General features: G+C 69.9%; 18 protein-coding genes. 3 read left to right on the forward strand and 15 right to left on the reverse strand.

The genetic code is table 11. The annotated features are described in order from the left end of the window. The first annotated feature begins 33 nt into the window (after positions 1–33). Both ypfJ and GP2_RS03510 read left to right on the forward strand, forming a co-directional pair. On the forward strand, positions 34–894 hold the full coding sequence (ypfJ, locus tag GP2_RS03505) for a KPN_02809 family neutral zinc metallopeptidase (RefSeq protein WP_006899092.1): 861 nt from the start codon (positions 34–36) through the stop codon (positions 892–894). Between the two features lie 40 nt (positions 895–934). Next, positions 935–2,608: a DUF885 domain-containing protein gene (locus GP2_RS03510; RefSeq protein WP_006899093.1), complete on the forward strand. Its 1,674-nt coding sequence runs from the start codon at positions 935–937 to the stop codon at positions 2,606–2,608. Positions 2,609–2,723: 115 nt separating this feature from the next. On the opposite strand, the gene hisS is transcribed toward GP2_RS03510, so the two are convergent. After that, positions 2,724–3,989 (reverse strand): histidine--tRNA ligase, encoded by a 1,266-nt coding sequence (hisS, locus tag GP2_RS03515; protein ID WP_006899094.1) that lies wholly within the window; start codon positions 3,987–3,989, stop codon positions 2,724–2,726. Further along, positions 3,986–4,732: an MBL fold metallo-hydrolase gene (locus GP2_RS03520; RefSeq protein ID WP_006899096.1), complete on the reverse strand. Its 747-nt coding sequence runs from the start codon at positions 4,730–4,732 to the stop codon at positions 3,986–3,988. The genes hisS and GP2_RS03520 overlap by 4 nt, the downstream gene beginning before the upstream one ends. A 251-nt stretch (positions 4,733–4,983) precedes the next feature. On the opposite strand from GP2_RS03520, the gene GP2_RS03525 reads away from it, so the two are divergent. Beyond that, positions 4,984–5,904: a peptidylprolyl isomerase gene (locus tag GP2_RS03525; protein ID WP_006899097.1), complete on the forward strand. Its 921-nt coding sequence runs from the start codon at positions 4,984–4,986 to the stop codon at positions 5,902–5,904. A gap of 98 nt (positions 5,905–6,002) precedes the next feature. Here the strand turns inward: GP2_RS03525 and GP2_RS03530 are convergent, their stop codons facing one another. The 13 genes from GP2_RS03530 to GP2_RS03590 all read right to left on the reverse strand — a co-directional run bounded on the left by GP2_RS03530 (position 6,003) and on the right by GP2_RS03590 (position 19,893). Next, the gene (locus tag GP2_RS03530; protein ID WP_006899098.1) at positions 6,003–6,704 is read right to left on the reverse strand and encodes a DUF2510 domain-containing protein; all 702 of its coding nucleotides are present in this window, start codon (positions 6,702–6,704) and stop codon (positions 6,003–6,005) included. Between the two features lie 47 nt (positions 6,705–6,751). Continuing rightward, positions 6,752–9,130: a RelA/SpoT family protein gene (locus GP2_RS03535; RefSeq protein WP_006899099.1), complete on the reverse strand. Its 2,379-nt coding sequence runs from the start codon at positions 9,128–9,130 to the stop codon at positions 6,752–6,754. Between the two features lie 99 nt (positions 9,131–9,229). Next, positions 9,230–9,811 carry an adenine phosphoribosyltransferase gene (locus tag GP2_RS03540; protein ID WP_006899100.1) on the reverse strand — a complete coding sequence of 194 codons (582 nt, stop codon included), beginning with the start codon at positions 9,809–9,811 and terminating at the stop codon, positions 9,230–9,232. A gap of 37 nt (positions 9,812–9,848) precedes the next feature. Then, positions 9,849–11,546 carry an ABC transporter substrate-binding protein gene (locus GP2_RS03545; protein ID WP_006899101.1) on the reverse strand — a complete coding sequence of 566 codons (1,698 nt, stop codon included), beginning with the start codon at positions 11,544–11,546 and terminating at the stop codon, positions 9,849–9,851. 9 nt (positions 11,547–11,555) lie between these two features. Next, positions 11,556–12,755, reverse strand: a complete 1,200-nt coding sequence (gene secF, locus GP2_RS03550) for a protein translocase subunit SecF (RefSeq protein WP_006899102.1) — start codon at positions 12,753–12,755, stop codon at positions 11,556–11,558. After that, the gene (secD, locus tag GP2_RS03555; protein WP_006899103.1) at positions 12,752–14,467 is read right to left on the reverse strand and encodes a protein translocase subunit SecD; all 1,716 of its coding nucleotides are present in this window, start codon (positions 14,465–14,467) and stop codon (positions 12,752–12,754) included. The genes secF and secD overlap by 4 nt, the downstream gene beginning before the upstream one ends. Before the next feature lie 176 nt (positions 14,468–14,643). Beyond that, positions 14,644–15,024 (reverse strand): preprotein translocase subunit YajC, encoded by a 381-nt coding sequence (gene yajC / locus GP2_RS03560; RefSeq protein WP_006899104.1) that lies wholly within the window; start codon positions 15,022–15,024, stop codon positions 14,644–14,646. Between the two features lie 208 nt (positions 15,025–15,232). Further along, positions 15,233–16,330, reverse strand: coding sequence for a Holliday junction branch migration DNA helicase RuvB (gene ruvB / locus GP2_RS03565; protein ID WP_006899105.1), 1,098 nt, complete (start codon positions 16,328–16,330; stop codon positions 15,233–15,235). After that, positions 16,330–16,926, reverse strand: coding sequence for a Holliday junction branch migration protein RuvA (gene ruvA, locus GP2_RS03570; RefSeq protein ID WP_006899106.1), 597 nt, complete (start codon positions 16,924–16,926; stop codon positions 16,330–16,332). Before ruvA ends, ruvB begins: the two co-directional genes overlap by 1 nt. Next, positions 16,923–17,492 (reverse strand): crossover junction endodeoxyribonuclease RuvC, encoded by a 570-nt coding sequence (ruvC, locus tag GP2_RS03575; RefSeq protein WP_006899107.1) that lies wholly within the window; start codon positions 17,490–17,492, stop codon positions 16,923–16,925. Before ruvC ends, ruvA begins: the two co-directional genes overlap by 4 nt. Before the next feature lie 94 nt (positions 17,493–17,586). After that, positions 17,587–18,342 (reverse strand): YebC/PmpR family DNA-binding transcriptional regulator, encoded by a 756-nt coding sequence (locus GP2_RS03580; protein ID WP_006899108.1) that lies wholly within the window; start codon positions 18,340–18,342, stop codon positions 17,587–17,589. A gap of 79 nt (positions 18,343–18,421) precedes the next feature. Beyond that, positions 18,422–19,042 (reverse strand): pyridoxal 5'-phosphate synthase glutaminase subunit PdxT, encoded by a 621-nt coding sequence (gene pdxT / locus GP2_RS03585; RefSeq protein WP_006899109.1) that lies wholly within the window; start codon positions 19,040–19,042, stop codon positions 18,422–18,424. After that, the gene (locus GP2_RS03590; RefSeq protein WP_006899110.1) at positions 19,039–19,893 is read right to left on the reverse strand and encodes an acyl-CoA thioesterase; all 855 of its coding nucleotides are present in this window, start codon (positions 19,891–19,893) and stop codon (positions 19,039–19,041) included. Before GP2_RS03590 ends, pdxT begins: the two co-directional genes overlap by 4 nt. Between the last annotated feature and the right edge of the window lie 20 nt (positions 19,894–19,913).

A 19,913-nucleotide genomic window follows, 5' to 3' on the forward strand; every position in this document is an offset into this window, starting at 1 on the left:
TGTCCGGGGCAGGCGGCGTGCCAGAATGACCGCGTGACATTCCAAGGCAGCGGATCGATCGACACCGGCAACGTCTCCGGCGGTGGTGGCGGGGGCGGCGGGCGGATAGCCCTCGGCGGTGGCGCCGGTCTGCTCATCACCATCGTCGCCCTGTTGTTCGGCGTGAACCCCGGCGACCTCCTCGGCTCGCAAGCGGCACCCCAGCAGGGCACCTCCTCGGCGGCGTCGGAGATCCAGCAGCAGCTCGACGCCTGCACCTGGGAGATGGCCAACGAGAACACCATCTGCCGGATCAAGGCGACCACGGTCAGCCTCGACCAGGTGTGGTCGGACCTGATGCCCGGATACGAGGCGCCGAAGACGGTGATCTTCGCCGACTCGGTCAACACCGCGTGCGGCGCGGCGAGCTCGGCGACCGGCCCGTTCTACTGCCCCGCCGACCACACCGCCTACTTCGACCCGTCGTTCTTCACCCAGCTGCGACGCATGGGCGGCAGCGACGGCCCCCTCGCCCAGGAGTACGTCGTCGCCCACGAGTACGGGCACGCCGTGCAGAACCTGACCGGCGCGCTGGCCAGGGGCCAGCGACTCGGCTCGCAGGGTCCCACCTCGGGATCGGTCCGTGTCGAACTGCAGGCCGACTGCCTCGCCGGTGTGTGGGCCAACAAGGCCGACGACGGCCCCGACGCGCTCCTGCAGCCGATCACCCAGCAGCAGATCTCGTCGGTCATCCAGACCGCGCAGGCGATCGGCGACGACACCATCCAGGGCTCGCGGTCGAACCCGGAGAGCTGGACCCACGGCTCGGCGACACAGCGCGCGAAGTGGTTCTCCATCGGTTACCAGTCCGGCGACCCGAAGAAGTGCGACACCTTCGCCACCAACGATCTGTGACCGACACGGCCACCTGAGACCCCGACGGCGACGTGACCCCATGACCCCCACCTCCGCACGCACATCCGCCGATCACACCCGCGAACCCACCCGGGTGGATGCGATCGCCGAGGCCCACCTCGACCGGCTGTGCGAGCTCGATCCGGTGTTCGCCACCGAGATCGGACACGGCGACCACGACGACGCACTGACCGACTACTCGGCGCAGGCCTGCGCCGAACGCGCGGCGGTGGCGGCCGAGACCCTGGCCGCCCTCGCCGAGGCACCCGTCGCCGACGACATCGACCGCGTGACGGTCGCGACGATGTCGTCGACGCTGCGTCGTGAGCTCGCGCTCGCCGACGCCGGCGAGCACATCGGGGTGTGCAACGTCATCGCCTCGCCGCTGCAGGCGATCCGGGACGTCTTCGACCTCATGCCGACCGACACCCGGGAGCAGCGCGAGGTCTTCCTCGCCCGCCTGACCGCGATCCCCGGGGCGCTGACCCGCGCGGTCGACGGGCTCGCCCACCGACTGCGTCACGGTCCCCCGCCGGCCCGGCGCCAGGTCGTGGCCGTGGCGCGCCAGGCCGAGGCCGCCGCCGACGCCATCGCCGCGAACACCGGGCCGATCGAGGCCGACCCGGCCCTGGCGGGCACCCTGCACACCGCGCTCGACGCGATCCACACCGCGTTCGGCACCTTCGCCAACTATCTGCAGAACGAGGTGCTGCCGGGCGCCGCCGACGACGATGCGGTCGGCCGCGACCGGTACCTGCTGCACCTCCCGGCCTATCTGGGCGCCGACGCCGACCCGGAGGACGCCTACGCCTGGGCGATGACCCGGCTCGAGCAGATCGTCGCCGAGCAACACGAGATCGCCGAGCAGCTGCTGCCGGGACGCGGCGTCGACGAGACCCTCAGGTGGCTCGATCGCCAACCGCAGTACCAGATCTTCGACCGGCACGAGTTCGTCGCGTGGATGCAGGAGACCTCCGACGCCGCGGTCGCCGGGCTCGCCGGGCGGCACTTCGACATCCCGGAACGGCTGTCGCGCCTGGAATGCCGGCTCGCGCCGTCCTCGACCGGGATCATCTACTACACGCAACCCAGCGCCGACCTGTCCCGGCCGGGCCGCATGTGGTGGGCGGTCCCCGACGACCAGACCGTGTTCCACACCTGGCAGGAGAAGACGACCGTCTACCACGAGGGCGTCCCCGGCCATCACCTGCAGCTCGGTTCGGCCATCGTCGATCCCGACCTCAACGCCTGGCGCAAGCTGGCGTCGTTCACCTCCGGGCACGGCGAGGGCTGGGCGCTCTACGCCGAGCGGCTCATGGACGAGCTCGGCTGGCTCGACGACCCCGGCGAGCGGATGGGCATGCTCGACTCCCAGCGCCTTCGTGCGGCGCGCGTGGTCGTCGACATCGGCGTGCACTGCCGGCTGCCCGCCCCGGAGTCGCTCGGCGGCGGCATCTGGGACGCCGACAAGGCCTGGGGGTTCCTCACCGCGTCGGTCGCCATGGACCACGCGGTCCTTCGGTTCGAACTCGACCGCTACCTCGGTTGGCCCGGTCAGGCCCCGTCGTATGCGCTGGGCCAGCGGGTGTGGGAGGACACGCGCCACGCCGCGCTGCGCGCCCACCCGGAGTGGACGCTCAAGGACTTCCACACGCGCGCACTGGCATTGGGCGGGGTCACGCTGGATGTGCTCGCCGCCGAGATGACCAACTGAGCCGAGCCGGCCAACCCAGAAGCGCCCCCGAGAAGAACCCGCCGGCGGCGCGCGGACGACGTCATGTCGCCGGCGGACCGCTGGCGGGCGCCTTCCGGGGGCGCTTTCCGGTCGATCAGTTCAGCAGGCGCGCGACCTCGGCCACCACGTCGTCGAGTGCGACCGTGTGCTGCTCGCCGTTGTCGAGGTCCTTGACCTCGACCTGACGCTGCGCGAGCTCGTTCTCGCCGAGCACCAGTGCCAGACGCGCACCCGAGCGGTCGGCCGCCTTCATCGCGCCCTTGAGGCCGCGGTCGCCGTAGGCGAGGTCGACGCTGACACCGGCGGCGCGCAGCGCACCGGCGACCGAGACGAGCTCGGCCTTGGCGTCGGAGCCGAGCGGCACGCCGAAGACCTGGACGCGGGCGGCCTGGGTGTCCGCGACGCCCTCGGCCTCCAGGGCGAGCATCGTGCGGTCGACGCCGATGCCGAAGCCGATGCCGGACAGGTCCTGCTTGGCGCCGAGCTGGCGCATGAGGCCGTCGTAGCGACCGCCGCCGCCGATGCCCGACTGGGCACCGAGGCCGTCGTGGACGAACTCGAAGGTGGTCTTGGTGTAGTAGTCGAGGCCGCGGACCAGGCGCGGGTTGATCTCGTAGGCGACGCCGAGCCGGTCGAGGTGGGCCAGCACCTGGTCGAAGTGCTCTTTGGCCTCGTCGGACAGGTAGTCTAGGAGCAGCGGCGCGTCGGCGGTCGCCTCGCGGATCTCCGGGCGCTTGTCGTCGAGCACGCGCAGCGGGTTGATCTCCGCGCGCTTGCGGGTCGGCTCGTCGAGGTCGAGCTTGAACAGGAACTCCTGCAACGCCTCCCGGTAGCGGGGACGGCTCTTGTCGTCGCCGAGAGAGGTGATCTCGAGGCGGTAGCCCGACAGGCCGAGGCGCTTGTAGCCCTCGTCGGCGACGGCCACGACCTCCGCGTCGAGCGCGGGGTCGTCGACGCCGATCGCCTCGACACCCACCTGCTGCAGCTGGCGGTAACGGCCGGTCTGCGGCTTCTCGTACCGGAAGAACGGGCCGGCATAGCAGACCTTCACCGGCAGCTGGCCGCGGTCGAGGCCATGCTGGATGACCGCGCGCACCACGCCGGCGGTTCCCTCCGGACGCAGCGTCACCGAGCGGTCGCCGCGGTCGGCGAAGGTGTACATCTCCTTGCTGACGACGTCGGTCGACTCGCCGACGCCGCGGGCGAAGAGCGCCGTGTCCTCGAAGATCGGCAGCTCGATGTGTCCGTAGCCGGCACGACGGGCGGCGTCGGTGAGCGTGTCCCGCACCTTCCGGAAATCCGCCGAGTTCGGCGGGAAGTAGTCGGGAATGCCCCGGGGGGCCTGAAATGCGCCGCTCACAGTCCGTGTCGTCCCTTCGGTCGGTCAGTCGCGATGGTGGTGTCGGTCCCCGGCGCCCGCAGGTCGACCAGGAACGGGTTGGTCGCGCGCTCCTGCGCGATGGTGGTCTGCGGCCCGTGTCCGGGCAGCACGACGGTCTCGTCCGGCAGCGGCAGCAGCTTCGACGCGATGGAGTCGAGCAGCTGCTGATGGTTGCCGCCGGGCAGGTCGGTCCGGCCGATGGACCCGGCGAAGAGCACGTCGCCCGAGAAGCACACCGGCACCGTCTGCGGCGCCTGCCCGGCCTCGCCCGGCACGGTCACCTCGATGCCGAGCAGCACCGACCCCTGGGTGTGACCCGGCGCGAGGTCCACCGAGAAGCGCAGACCGGCCAATTCGACGGGCTCGCCGTCGGAGAACTCGACGACCTTCTCCGGCTCCCGGAACTTCTCGTCGCCGATCATCGCGCCCAGCGCGCGGCCGATGCCGACGGTCGGGTCGGCCAGCATGGGGCGATCGGCGGCGTGGATGTAGGCCGGGATGGAGTACTCGTCGCACAGCCGGGTCGCGTTCCAGGTGTGGTCGAGGTGGCCGTGGGTCAGCAGGACGGCGACGGGCGTGAGATCGTGCTCGGCCAGCAGCTCGCGCACCGTGGGCGCGGCGTCCTGGCCGGGGTCGATGACCACCGCGTCGGAGCCGGGCCCGCCGGCCACCACATAGCAGTTCGTCTGGAACATGCCGGCGGGGAATCCGGTGATCAGCATGGCTCTCCTGTGGGTCGCGGGTCCCCTCCATTGTGGCCTAGTGACCGACGACCCCCGACAGGCGGTGCACCGGGCGGCCCGCGCCGGTCGTCGGACACCACACGCCGCCCCCACCACCCGCTGCAGCATCGTCTCAGGTACAACTGGCAGACTTGCCTCTCGAGTAAGTGTCATCCGCGCAGATGTCGGCACCGGGGGGTGCCGCGCAGCCAGACGGCACTGTGTGCCGGGATTCAGGAGGATCCACCCGCGTGACCACCAATGAGGAGCGCCGCGAGGCGGCCAAGCGCAAGCTCGAAGAACGCCTCGAGGCCGAGCGCCTCGCGCGGCGGAAGCGCAAGATCGTCATCGCGTCGGTGTCGACCGCCGTCGTGGTCGCGGTCGTGGCGGGCGTGACCGCGATCGTCTGGAAGAAGGTCGCCGACGACCGCGAGGCCGCCCGCTGGACGACCTGCGCCTTCGAGGATTCTCCGAGCCGGTTCGAACAGCTCCCCGACAAGGTGCCCGATACCGTCCCGGCCGATCAGCGCCCGCAGTACCAGAAGGAACTCGACGAGCTGAAGGCCGCCGCCAAGGACGAGCGACAGTCCCCCAAGCCCGATGAGCGCGTCCTCAAGGAGGGCACCGAGCAGGCGACCTTCACCACCACGCAGGGCGTCCTGCCGGTCACGCTCGAACGCGACTCGGCGCCGTGCAACGTCGCCGCGGTCACCTCGCTGATCGAGAACAAGTTCTACGACGGCACCACCTGCCACCGCATGACCACTGCCGACAAGCTGAAGATCCTGCAGTGCGGCGACCCGACCGGCACCGGCATGAGCGGCCCGGGCTGGACCAGCCCCGACGAGCCGCCGACCGACCTGAAGAAGGTGGGCCAGCCCGACCCGATGACCGGGTCGCAACCGGTGATCTACCCGCGCGGCACCGTGGCCATCGCCAACAGCAGCCAGGGCGGCCAGAACCCGAACACCGGGTCGAGCCAGCTGTTCATCGTCATCCAGGACAGCGAACTGGGACCGGACTACTCCATCGTCGGCCACGTCGACGAGGCCGGCCTGCCGGTGCTGGACAAGATCTACGACGGCGGCATCAACCCCGGGCCGGCCGGCAGCCAGCCCGGCGACGGCAAGCCCAAGGTCGACGTGACGATCGAGACCGCGACCGTCGACTGAGCGAAGGTCGAACCGACGCAACAGATCCCGTTGCTCTTTGTTCCGGTTGACGGACAACGGGCAACGGGATATCTGCTTTCGGCACGGAACAGAAACAGCTAACCGCTGCTTCCGTACACCTCGATGATGTTGGCCTCGACCGCCGGGGCCGTGACTTCACCACCCATGGTGGTCTCGTACGTCTCCGACCCGGTGACCTTCACCCAGAGAGCAACCAGGTCGTCCTCCACGACATCGGAGAACGATGCCTCTCCTGCCCGCACGATGGTGTTGATGTCGAAGTCGTACGTCTCGACCTGTTGACCATCGGTGTACACGCGCATCTGATACGACCCCGTCGCAGTGTCGGCCTGGGCCACACGCCCGTAGATGACATACAGCTCCCCGATGTGCGCATCGGGGTTCTTTGCGACAAGCTGCCATTCCCGCGAGGTCACGGCCTTGTACGACGACTTGTCGGTGAGGCGAATTCGTTCGGCTTCGGCCCGACGCGATGCCTCCGCGCGAGCCGCGGGGTCGGACGTGACGCTCGGCGTCGAGGGAGACGCCGTCTCATGGCGGTCTGTCCCGGTCGTCGACGCCACCGCAAACGCAACGGCGACAACGACGGCCAACACGACCACGACAACGCCACCGACGATCAGCAACGGCTTGGCGATGCCCGAATTCCTCTTCGGTGGCATGTTGGCGAGCTGCCACTCGTCTGTCCACTGGTGCCCGTCCCACCAACGAAGCAGGGTCGGGTCGTCCGGATCCGGGTGCCACCCAGGCGGAGGGGGCGGGGGCGGCGGCTGGGTCATCGATTCACGTCAGACGCGCGCTTTCCCGAGGACCCGGGCGCGCTTGCTCAGGCCGCCGACGTCACGCGATAGACGTCGTACACGCCCTCGACGTTGCGGACCACGTTGAGCACGTGACCGAGATGCTTCGGGTCGCCCATCTCGAAGGTGAACTTGCTGATGGCCACCCGGTCGCGGCTGGTGGTCACCGATGCGGACAGGATGTTCACGCGCTCGTCGGCGAGCACCTTCGTCACATCGGACAGCAGGCGGTGCCGGTCGAGGGCCTCCACCTGGATCGCGACGAGGAACATCGACTCCGGCGACGGCGCCCACGACACCGGCACGATCCGCTCGGACTGCTGGCGCAACGACTCGGCGTTGGTGCAGTCGGTGCGGTGGACGCTGATACTGCCGCCGCGGGTGACGAAGCCCATGATGTCGTCGCCGGGCACCGGGGTGCAGCACTTGGCCAGCTTGATGACCACGTTGTCGGCGCCCTCGACGACCACGCCGACGTCGCCGCCCTGACGCGGACGGCTCGGCATCGTCGACGGCGTGGACCGCTCGGCGAGCGCCTCCTCGGCGTCCTCGATGCCGCCCAGCGACGCGACGAGACGGTTGACGACGTGCCGCGCGGAGACGTGGTTCTCCCCCACCGCGGTGTACAGCGCGGTGACATCGTTGTAGCGGAGCTCCTTGGCGATGGCCGCCATCGACTCGGCGGACAGCAGACGCTGCAGCGGGAGCCCGCCGCGACGGACCTCCTTGGCGATCGCGTCCTTGCCCGCCTCGAGGGCCTCTTCGCGGCGCTCCTTGGCGAACCACTGCCGGATCTTGGCCTTCGCGCGCGGGGACACGACGAAGTTCTGCCAGTCCTTGCTCGGCCCGGCGGTCGGCGCCTTGGAGGTGAAGACCTCCACCACCTCGCCGTTCTCCAGCTTGCGTTCGAGTGCGACGAGCCGGCCGTTGACACGGGCGCCGATGCAGCGATGACCGACCTCGGTGTGCACGGCATAGGCGAAGTCGACCGGCGTCGACCCCGCGGGCAGCGTGACGACGTCGCCCTTCGGGGTGAACACGAAGATCTCGCGGACCGCGAGGTCGTAGCGCAGCGACTCCAGGAACTCGCCCGGGTCGGCGGCCTCACGCTGCCAGTCGAGCAACTGGCGCATCCAGGCCATGTCGTCGATCTCGGCGGTGTCGGTCTTCCTGCCCGACTTGTTGCGGTAGCCACTCTCCTTGTAGCGCCAGTGCGCGGCGATGCCGAACTCGGCGGTCCGGTGCATCTCGTGGGTGCGGATCTGCACCTCGAGCGGCTTGCCCTCCGGCCCGATGACCGTGGTGTGCAGCGACTGGTAGACGCCGTAGCGCGGCTGGGCGATGTAGTCCTTGAACCGGCCGGCCATCGGCTGCCACAGGGAGTGGACGACGCCGACCGCGGCGTAGCAGTCGCGGTCCTCCTCGCACAGGATGCGGACGCCGACGAGATCGTGGATGTCGTCGAAGTCACGGCCCTTGACGATCATCTTCTGGTAGATCGACCAGTAGTGCTTGGGCCGCCCCTCGACCGTCGCGTTGATCCGCGCCGCCGACAACGCGTTGTTGATGTCGGCCCGCACCCGCGCCAGATAGGTGTCGCGCGACGGCGCGCGGTCGGCCACCAGCCGCACGATCTCCTCGTACCGCTTGGGGTGCAGGATCGCGAACGACAGATCCTCGAGCTCCCACTTGACCGTCGCCATACCCAGCCGATGCGCAAGCGGCGCAATGACTTCCAGCGTCTCGCGGGCCTTGCGCGCCTGCTTCTCCGGCGGCAGGAACCGCATCGTGCGCATGTTGTGCAGACGGTCGGCGACCTTGATGACGAGCACCCGCGGATCGCGCGCCATCGCGATGATCATCTTGCGGATGGTCTCGGCCTCGGCCGCGCTGCCCAGCGCGACCTTGTCCAGCTTGGTCACGCCGTCGACGAGGTGCGCCACCTCCGGGCCGAAGTCCTTCTCGAGCTCCTCCAGCGAGTAACCGGTGTCCTCGACCGTGTCGTGCAGCAGCGCCGCGACCAGGGTCGTGGTGTCCATGCCGAGGTCGGCCAGGATCGTCGCCACCGCCAGCGGATGGGTGATGTACGGATCCCCGGACTTGCGCTTCTGCCCGGCGTGCCGCTCCTCGGCGACGTCGTAGGCGCGCTGCAGCGTGGCGACGTCGGCCTTCGGGTAGATCTCGCGGTGGAGCGTGACCAGCGGCTCGAGCACCGGACGCACCTGGCTGCGCGTCGCGGTCATGCGACGGGCCAGCCGGGCCCGGACGCGCCGGGACGCCGAAGTGGACGCCGAGACGGGCGACGACGAGGACGATTCCTGGCCGTTCACGCCGCGAGCGGGAGTCACGGCCGACTCACCGGCAGGAGTCGACGCGCGCTGGGCGGTTCCGGATTCATCGGCCATGACCGGTCCCCCTCTCGACAGTGGACGTTTCAGCGGCCCACGGGTGGGTCGATTCGAGTCTAGTTCCTCACCCGTCACAGCTCGACGGGTTGCACCGGGTCAGGCGTCGAGTGCGACCGAGTGCACCGGGACACCGGCACCGAGGCCGCGGGCGATGGTCTCGCGTCCGCGGAGGCCGGAGAGCTCCATGATCACCGCGACACCCACCACGCTGGCGCCGGTCCGGTTCAGCAGGTCGGCCGCGGCGACCGCGGTGCCGCCGGTGGCCAGCACGTCGTCGACGAGCAGAACCCGCATCCCGGAGAGGCCGAGACCGTCGTCGGCCGGGATCTCCAGCGTCGCCGTGCCGTACTCGAGGTCGTAGGTGATGGAGTGCACCGGCGGCGGCAGCTTGCCGCCCTTGCGCACCGCGAGCACCCCCACCCCGAGTTCGCGCGCCACGGCCCCGCCGAGCAGGAAGCCGCGCGCGTCGATGCCGGCCACGAGGTCGATGTCGGTGCAGCCGTGCGTCAGTGCGGTGACGATCGCCGACAACCCCTCCGCATCGGCGAGGACGGGAGTCAGGTCCTTGAAAGCGATTCCGGGACTGGGGAAATCGTCGACGAGACGCGCGTGCCGGGCGATCGCCTCCTGCGCCCGTACCACCGCCTCGGCGGTGCGGTCGCCTGTCACCTCGGCCATCGTCTACTCCCTCGCTCCACGGTCGTCCGACGACCCGTCATTCTTTGATCGTCCAACGATCGATGTTCCACCCGGTGCCGCTGCGCGCCAGACCCGGCACGACGCCACCGATCCGATCCTTCCACTGCCGCACCCGGGGAGATGCGAACAGGGGGATCGACGGCATCGCCGACCACGCGGCGTTCTCGATGGAGCGGGCCAACCGGAGCCGTTCGGGTTCGGATGCGGTCACCGCGTACTGGTCGACCCCACGGCTGATCTGCGGGTCGCGGATGCCCGACAGGTCGAGCGGATCGCCGCCGCGCAGCGCGTAGGCGTCACGGGTGGGATCGGCAGCACCGGCGGCCGCGAACGACGCCCCGCCGGCGATGATCATCGCGTCGACGTGCTTGCCGAGCGCGTCGGCCTCCATGTCCGGGTTGGCGACGTCCTCGACCACGAAGCCCGCGTCGCGGCACGACTCCGCGATCGCCGCGGTCATCTGCTTCCAGCGCTCGGTCGGCGCGAGGTACCCGAGTCGGACCGTCCGCGGGCGCAACGCACCCTCGCCGCCCTGCCCCGTCGCCTCGCGCAGCAGCGTCCGCGCACGTTCGGGATTCGGCTTGCGGTAATTGCGCCCGAACTCGCCGTTCATCGGATCGGCGAGGTTGTCGGCCGGGACCAGCACGCGCAGGTTCCACATCTGGGCGCCGTTGGAGAAGTCGCGGGTGAGATCCGGCCGGGGCACGCACGAAGCGAAGGCCTGACGCATCCGGGCGTCTCCGAAGACGCCGCGAGCGGCGAGCACGATCTGCTCGACCCCGACCGCCCGGGACGGCGACGACGGACCGTCGGCGCCGGACGAGCCGGCGATCTCGCCGTCGACGATCCCGGCGGTCACGTCGACGACGTCGAACTTCCCGTCCGGCAGGCGGCGGGTGGCGTCGGTGCCGCGACCCCAGATCACGATCCGGGAGGTGGCCGGACGATCACCCCACCACTGATCGTTGGGCACCAGCACCAGCCCACCCGATCGCGAGTAGCGATCGATCCGGTAGGGCCCGGACGAGGGGAAACGATCGTGGTCCACCGGGCCGAAGGTCAGGGCGAAGCCGGTGTTCCAGGCGGTGGCGATGCGGGCGATCGCGGCACGGTCCATGCCGCGGATCGAGTCGACGACGTCGGCGAGCCCGGCCTCGCGGGCGACGACATGGGCGGGCAGCAGCGTCCCGGCGCCGAACAGCGACAGCCAGTCCTGGTAGAAGCGGCCGGACGCGAATCGCACCGTCGCGGTCTTGTCGCCGGGCGCGCACTCGACGGCCTCGATGTCGCGGTAACCGGCGGTCGTCGCCGGGGTGAATCCCGGGAACCGGCCGCTCATCGCGGCCCAGGCAAGCAACAGGTCGTCACAGTCGAGCGCGACGCCGTCGGAGAACTTCGCCTCCGGTGTGAACTCGTACCGCAGCGTCGGCACCCGGTCGGGCACCTGGGTGACGGTGCCGACGTCGCGGTCCGGGATCACCTGGCCCTGCGGCCCGAGCAGGCTGAATCCGGGCAGCAACCGGGTGGTCGCCATGAGCACGCCGTCGGCGTTGCCGTCCACCGTGTTGGCGTTGTAGCCCGAGATCCGCGCGTCGACGACGTAGTCGATGGTCGGCGGCCCGCCGTCGCCGCAGGCGGTGAGCACACCGGCACCCGCGACGACCCCGACGAACAGGCTCAGGACCCTGATGACACCCCGCTGCCTCACGAACACGTCGTGAGACTAGCGGTTCCGCCGGCGTTTGCCCGTCGGGACCTTCGCTTCCGTGTCGTCCGTGTCGGCCACCGCGGCGCGCGCCGGGCGACGATGCCGCACCGGACGATCCCGCTCCGACGTCTCGATGCCGGCGCGACGGTTGACGACCCGGGTGGTGTGCCGCTTGACGTCCTCGCGACGCTCTTTGAGCGTCACCAGCAACGGCGCGGCGAGGAACACCGACGAGTAGGTGCCGACCACGACGCCGACGAGCTGGATCAGACCGAGGTCCTTGAGCGTGCCGACACCGAGCAGCCACACCGCCACGACCATCAGGGCGATGATCGGCAGCACCGAGATGACGGTGGTGTTGATCGAGCGCATGAGGGTCTGGTTGATGGCCAGGTTGGCCTGTTCGGCGTAGGTCCGGCGCGTGGTCTGCAGGACCGAGCGGGTGTTCTCGGCGACCTTGTCGAAGACGACGACCGTGTCGTAGATCGAGAAACCGAGGATGGTGAGCAGGCCGATGACCGTCGCCGGGGTGACCTCCCAGCCGACGAGCGAGTAGACGCCGGCGGTCGCGACGATGTCGAAGAACAGCGACACCAGGGCCGCCACCGACATCTCGCGGTCGAAGCGCACCGCGATGTAGACGAAGACGATCACCAGGAACACGATCAGCGCGATCACCATCTTCTCGGTGATCTCGCGGCCCCAGGTGGAGCTCACGTCGGAGATGCTGACCTCGGCGGCGGAGAGTTCCGGGCCGAATTCGGCGGCGAGCGCCCGGGTCACCGCCTCGGCCTGCTGGAGGTCGAGGGTCTCGGTGCGCACCTGGACGGTGGCGCTGCTGCCGGCGCCGGCGGTCTGGACCGATTCCGGCTCCTTGCCGAGCGCGTCGGTCACGACGGTCTCCACCGAGTCGGCGGTGATCTCCGAGGAGACCACGGGCACCGACATCTGGGTGCCGCCCTCGAAGTCGATACCGAAGGTGAACCCGCGGATCGCGATCGACGCGACGCAGATCAGCAGGAGCACGCCGGTGACGATGTACCACATCTTCCGCTTGCCGACGATCTCGAAGGCACCCGTACCCGTGTAGAGCCGGGAGAAGAACGACCGCTTGGTGTCGGCGACGAAGTCGGCGTCGGTTCCTTGCGACGGCGTGGCGTCGTCGAGGACCGCGGTGTCGGCGGTGTCCGGGTTCTGGTTGTCCGGTGTGGTCATCGCGCAGACCCCTTCTCGCTGGTGTCGGTGTCCGGGTTCGACGACGTCGCGCCGGCCGCCGTCGCGCCGGCCTTGGCCGCCGCCTGCCGGCGGGCCGCGACCTTGCGTTCGCGCGCCACCTCGGCGACCGCGCCGAGACCGTTGACACTCGGCTTGGACATGAACGACGACCGGCTGGCGAGCACCACCAGCGGGTGCGTCACCAGGAACACGACCATGACGTCGAGGATCGTGGTGAGTCCCAGGGTGAATGCGAAGCCGCGCACCTCGCCGATGGCAAGGATGTAGATCACCGCGGCGGCGATGAAGCTGACGGCGTTACCCGACCAAATGGTCCGACGGGCGCTCGCCCAACCGCGGGGCACCGCCGACCGGAAACTGCGTCCCTCGCGTATCTCGTCCTTGATGCGCTCGAAGTAGACGACGAACGAGTCTGCGGTCATGCCGATACCGATGATCAGACCGGCGATGCCGGCGAGGTCGAGGGTGAACCCGATCCAGCGCCCGAGCAGCACGATGATGCCGTAGACCATCGCGCCGGACAGCACCAGCGACAGGATCGTCAGGATGCCGAGCATGCGGTAGTAGGCCAGGGCGTAGAGGAACACCGCGATCAGGCCGATCGCGCCTGCGATCAGGCCCGCTCGCAACGACGACAGGCCGAGGGTCGCCGACACCGTCTCGGCGTCGGAGGCGTTGAACGACAACGGCAGCGAACCGTATTTCAGGACGTTGGCCAGCTCGTTCGACGACGCCTCGGTGAACGGGTCGGCGCTGCTGCCGCTGATGCGGGTCTGGCCGCCCGGGATCGGCTCGTTGATGGCGGGCGCGGAGACGACGCGCGAGTCCAGCGTGAACGCGGTCTGCGTCCGGTTGGGCGCTTCCTGCGCGGTGTACTTCGGCCAGAAGCTCGCGGCCTTGCCCTTGAACTCGAGGGTGACGACCCATTCGCCGGTCTGCGGGTCGGTGCCGGCGGCGGCGTCCTTGATGTCGCGGCCGTCGATGATCTGCGGGCCGAGGAGGTAGACCTCCTTGCCGTCGGTGGAGCAGGCCACCAGGTACTCGTCGGGCTTGTCGTTGCCGAGGAGCGGGTCGTTGGCGGTCGGCGAGCAGTCGATCTTCGACATGTACTGCTGCAGCGCCTCCAACTGCTGCTGGGAGGCGTCGCCGGGGGCCTGGCGCAGCTTGCGCTGCTCGGCGATCGCGGCCGCCGCCTCTTCGGTGGGCGTGCCGTCGGTGCTCTTGTCGTCCTCGGGCTCCTCCGGCTTCGGCGGCTGCGGGGTCGCCGGCACCGCCCCGATGACCGGGCGCACGTACAGGCGTGCGGTCTGGCCGAGCGACTTGGCCTGCGCGCCGTCCTGACCGGGGACCGTGATGACCAGGTTGTTGCCGGTGACGACCACCTCGGATCCCGCGACACCGAGACCGTTGACACGTTGCTCGATGATCTGCTTCGCCTGGTCGAGCTGGGAGCGGGTGGGCTCCTTGCCGTCCTCGGTGCGGGCGGTCAGGGTGACCCGGGTGCCGCCCTGCAGGTCGATGCCGAGCTTGGGCTCCAGGGTCTTGGGGCCGGTGAAGTACACGAGTCCGTAGACGACGGCGAGCAGCGCGAGGAACGCCACCAGCGGGCGCCACGGCGGGATCTCACGACTCGGTCGCGACCGTTTCCGGGCGGGACTGGCCGCCTTCCCGGTCGAGCGAGGAGTTGTCACAGCTGTTCTGGTCTCCTTCTGGGAACGTCAACCGGCCGAGGTGGATCCGGCCGCAAGACCCCCGACCGACGCGGGCGGCCCGTACGCGCGCGAGCGCACACGGGCCACCTCAGAGCAGACAATCGCGTCGGAGGTCGTGTCGGGCGCCGCGTCACGACGACGCGGCACCCGGATGATCACTTGTCGGTGTCGCGACCCTCGTCGGAGGACGGCTTGTCCAGGCTCACCGAGTCGTCCGAGTAGCCCTCGAACTCGTCCTCGGGGGCGGTGTGCCCCGGGTAGGTGGCCGCGGCCTCGTCGGTCGGCACGATGCGCATGATCGCGAGGCGGTTCCAGCGGGTCACCACGCCGGTGGCGATCTCGACGTCGACGTAGTCCGAGGAGGTGGCGTCGATGACGGTGCCGAACAGGCCGGAGGTCAGCTGGATACGGGTACCCGTGGACACCGAGCTCTGCATCTCCTGCATTTCGGCGACACGCTTCTTCTGCTTCCGCATCGACAAGAACATGAAGCCGGCGAGCAGTGCCAGCAGGAGAGGGAAGAGCAGAGCGTCCATGGGTGAGAGTCAGTCCTTTGTATTTCGTGGGTGTACCGCGTGAGCCATCACCCCGCGTCAGTGGACGTGAGGGATCTTCGTGGCTCAGCCGTGCTCCACACAGTGTGCCACGTCCTCCGCCCGCGTCATCCCTGCAGGTGGTGTGCTACCTCACGCCGGGTCCCGGTGCCGGGGTTCCCCGGCGGCGTCCGGGATCGGACAGCCGGGGTCAGAGGTCGTCGAACAGCGAGCCCGTCGGGATCTCCCGGGGGCGGGCGCCGAAGCTCGCATTCATCGCACCGGCCGGCGGCGTGAGCCCGAGGTGGTGCCAGGCGGCCGCGGTGGCGACGCGTCCGCGCGGCGTCCGGGCGATCATGCCGGCGCGCACGAGGAACGGCTCGCACACCTCCTCGACGGTCGCGGGCTCCTCACCGACCGCGACGGCCAGGGTGGAGACCCCGACCGGTCCCCCGCCGAATCCCCGGATGAGGGCGTCGAGGACGGCGCGGTCGAGTCGGTCGAAGCCGAGTTCGTCGACGTCGTAGACCTTGAGCGCGGCGCGGGCGATGTCGACGGTGACCGTGCCGTCGCCGCGAACCTCGGCATAGTCGCGGACGCGCCGCAGGAGCCGGTTGGCGATGCGCGGCGTCCCGCGGGAGCGTCGGGCGATCTCCTCCGCGGCGTCGGGCCGCAGCGCGATGCCGAGGATGCCGGCCGAGCGCTTGAGCACCCACACGAGTTCGCCGGGCTCGTAGAACTCCATGTGCGCGGTGAAGCCGAACCGGTCGCGCAGGGGGCCGGTCAGCGATCCGGAGCGGGTGGTGGCCCCGACCAGGGTGAACGGCGCGACGTCGAGCGGGATCGAGGTGGCCCCGGGCCCCTTGCCGACGACGACGTCCACACGGAAATCCTCCATCGCCAGGTACAGCATCTCCTCGGCCGGCCGGGCGATGCGGTGGATCTCGTCGATGAACAGGACGTCGCCCTCGACGAGGTTCGACAGCATCGCGGCGAGGTCGCCGGCGCGTTCGAGCGCCGGACCCGAGGTGACGCGGATCGCCGCGCCCATCTCCGATGCGATGATCATCGCGAGCGAGGTCTTGCCGAGTCCGGGTGGTCCCGACAGCAGGATGTGGTCGGGGGTGCCGCCGCGCTTGCGGGCGCCGTGCAGCACGAGTTCGAGCTGTTCGCAGACGCGCGGCTGGCCGATGAAGTCCGCCAGCGACCGGGGCCGCAACCCGGCGTCGAGGTCGCCGTCGGAGCGGACCGGCGTCGCCGAGACCTCCCGTTCGGCGAAATCGGTGGCGCGGTCCGGGTCGTCGGTCATCACGAGGCCTTACCGAGCAGCGTCAACGAGCGCCGCAGCGCGGTGGACGCGTCGGCGTCGGGGGTGTCGGCCAGGACGGCGGCGACCGCCTTCTCGGCGTGTGCGGCGGTGAAACCCAGACCGACGAGGGCCTCGGCCACCTGGTCGCGCACTCCTCCGCCGGCCACCGCGCCGCCCGCCGCGGGTTCCCCGGCCGGGCGGTCCACCTTGTCGCGCAGCTCGACGCACAGGCGCTCGGCGACGCGCTTGCCGATCCCGGGCACCGAGGTGAGCGCCTTGGTGTCGGACTCGGCGAGCGCACGGCGCAGCGCGTCGGGCTCCAGGACGGCAAGGGTCGCCATCGCGAGTCGCGGTCCGACGCCGGTGACCGTCTGCAGCAGAGCGAACAGCGCACGTGCGTCGGGCTCGGTGAACCCGTACAGGGTCATCGAGTCCTCGCGGACGATCATCGAGGTCAGCAGCGTCGCCTCTTCTCCCCTGCGCAGCCGCGACAGCGTCACCGGGGTCGCGAGGACGCGGTATCCGACTCCCGCACACTCGATCACGGCGTGATCGAGTGCGATCTCCACGACCGGGCCACGGACTGACGCGATCATGCGCGACTCCCCTCTCGTGCCTCGGCGATCCGCTGCCGGTGTCGGGCGGCGGCCGCCTCGGCCTTCTTCTGCGCCTCCGCCATCCGCTCCATCATCGGCCCGCGCCAGCAGTGACAGATCGCGATCGCCAGCGCGTCGGCGGCGTCGGCCGGCTTGGGCTTGGTCTGCATCCCGAGGATGCGGGTGACCATCATGGTCACCTGGGCCTTGTCGGCGCGACCGCTGCCGGTGACGGCGGCCTTGACCTCCGACGGCGTGTGGAACCGGACCGGCACGTCGCGCTGCCCGGCGGCGAGCGCGATGACCCCGCCGGCCTGGGCGGTGCCCATCGCCGTGGAGACCTGGTTCTGGGCGAAGACCCGTTCGATGGCGACCGCGTCCGGCTGATGCACGTCGAGCCAGTGACACGCCTGGGTGTAGACCCTCATCAGTCGCTCGGCGAGCTCCATGTCGCTGGGGGTGCGCACCACGTCGACGTCGAGCGCGGTCACCGATCTCCCGCGTCCGGACTCCACCAGCGCGATACCGCACCGGGTGAGCCCCGGATCGACGCCCATGACGCGCACAGAACCCTCCCGAGCGAACCTCTTGCGAACAGTTGTTCGAGATTCTATCGGGAGGGTCCGACAACCCCGGGGACCAACACGCCCCGGGCAACGCTCAGTCGTTCTCGAGCTCGGCGAGGACCTCGTCGCTGACGTCGACGTTGCTGTAGACGTTCTGCACGTCGTCGCAGTCCTCGAGGGCGTCGATCAGTTTGAACACCTTGCGCGCGCCGTCGGCGTCGACCGCGACCTCGACCGACGGGCGGAAGCTGGCTTCGGCGGAGTCGTAGTCGATGCCCGCCTCCTGCAGCGCGGTGCGCACCGCGACCAGGTCTCCGGGCTCGCTGACGATCTCGAAGGACTCACCGAGATCGGTGACCTCCTCGGCCCCGGCGTCGAGCACGGCCATGAGGATGTCGTCCTCGGTCTGCCCGTTCTTCTCCAGGGTGACGACGCCCTTGCGGGCGAACAGGTACGACACCGAGCCCGGGTCGGCCATGCTGCCGCCGTTGCGGGACATCGCGGTGCGGACCTCGCCGGCCGCGCGGTTGCGGTTGTCGGTGAGGCACTCGATGAGGATCGCCACGCCATTGGGGCCGTAGCCCTCGTACATGATGGTCTGCCAGTCGGCGCCGCCGGCTTCCTCACCGGCACCGCGCTTGCGCGCGCGTTCGATGTTGTCGTTGGGAACCGAGGACTTCTTCGCCTTCTGGATGGCGTCGAAGAGCGTCGGGTTGCCGGCCGGGTCTCCGCCGCCGGTACGTGCCGCCACCTCGATGTTCTTGATCAGCTTGGCGAACATCTTGCCACGCTTGGCGTCGATGACCGCCTTCTTGTGCTTGGTGGTGGCCCATTTGGAGTGGCCGCTCATGTGTCCGTCGCATCCTTTCCGGCGCAGGTACGCGGCTCGATGCCGCGGGCGTCTGCTCTATCGCTGGTTCGGCACGATCTTACCGACGCACCATCTCCACGAAATATTCGTGTACTCGGCGGTCCCCCGTCACCTCCGGGTGGAAGGACGTGGCGAGCACCTTACCCTGCCGCACCGCGACGATCCGTCCCTGCGCAGGTCCCTCGGGCACACGCGCGAGGACCTCCACATCCGGCGAGACCGATTCGACCCAGGGGGCCCGGATGAACACCGCGCGCATGCGCTGCGCGCCGGGCCGGTCGGTGATCCCGGCGAAGTCGAGGTCGGTCTCGAAGCTCTCCACCTGACGGCCGAATGCGTTGCGGCGCACCGTGATGTCGAGGGCGTCGAGATGCCGTGCGTCGGGGCGGGTGTCGAGGATCGTCGAGGCCAGCATGATCATGCCGGCACACGAGCCGTAGGCCGGCATCCCGTCGCGCAGACGCGCGACGAGCGGGTCGTGGAGGTCGAAGATGCCGAGCAGCTTGCTCATCGTCGTCGACTCGCCGCCGGGGATGACGATCGCGTCCACCTCGTCCAGCTCCGCCTGCCTGCGTACCGGCACCGCCTCGGCCCCGGCCGCCTGCAGGGCGTGGACGTGCTCGCGGACGTCGCCCTGAAGTGCGAGAACCCCGATCCGGGGTCGTGTCGCGGCGCTCACTGGTCGGTCCGCGCGTGCTGGTCTGCGGGCATCTCTCGTCCGGTGCGGGCGAGGCCCTCCTGCGTCACCGCGGCCACCATGCGGCCGGAGCGGTCGAAGATCCGGCCCTGGGTGAGCGCACGGCCGCCGGCGGCCGACGGCGAGGTCTGGTCGTAGAGCAGCCAGTCGTCGGCCCGGAACGGGCGCATGAACCACATGGCGTGGTCGAGCGAGGCGACCTGCGGGTTGGAATCGGGGTGCGGAACCCGCGACGAGCCGAGCAGCGTCATGTCGCTCATGTAGGCGAGGGTGCCGACGTGGAACACCGTGTCGTCCGGCAGCCGGTGCCGGTATCGGAACCAAACCCGTTGCTGCGCAGCGAAATACGGAGACGTCACCATCTTCTCGCGCGGCACCACGCGCAGGTCGAAGTTGCTCCACTCCTTGAACACCGCACGCTCCTCCTCGCCCATCTCGTCGAGCCGGTCGTTCAGCTCGGTGGGTTCGGGGACCGGCGGCATGCGGTCCTGGTGTTCGATGCCGGTGTCGGTGCGGACGTGGAACGAGGCCGACATCGTGAAGATGGCCTCGCCCCGCTGGATGCCGGTGACCCGGCGGGTGACGAAGGACCGCCCGTCGCGGATGCGGTCGACGAGGAAGACCGCCGGGATGTCCGGGTCGCCGGGGCGCAGGAAGTACCCGTGCAGCGAGTGGACGTGGAACTCGGGGTCCACGGTCCGGGTCGCCGACATCAGCGACTGGCCGGCGACCTGGCCGCCGAAGGTGCGCTGGAGGTGACTCGGGAACGCGCCACCCCGGTAGATGTCGGTCTCGATCTGCTCGACCTGGAGTATGTCCTCGATGGCTGCCACGCCGACCAGTATCGCCCACG

The sequence above is a fragment of the Gordonia paraffinivorans NBRC 108238 genome (assembly GCF_000344155.1).
In the GTDB taxonomy this organism is placed as follows: domain Bacteria; phylum Actinomycetota; class Actinomycetes; order Mycobacteriales; family Mycobacteriaceae; genus Gordonia; species Gordonia paraffinivorans.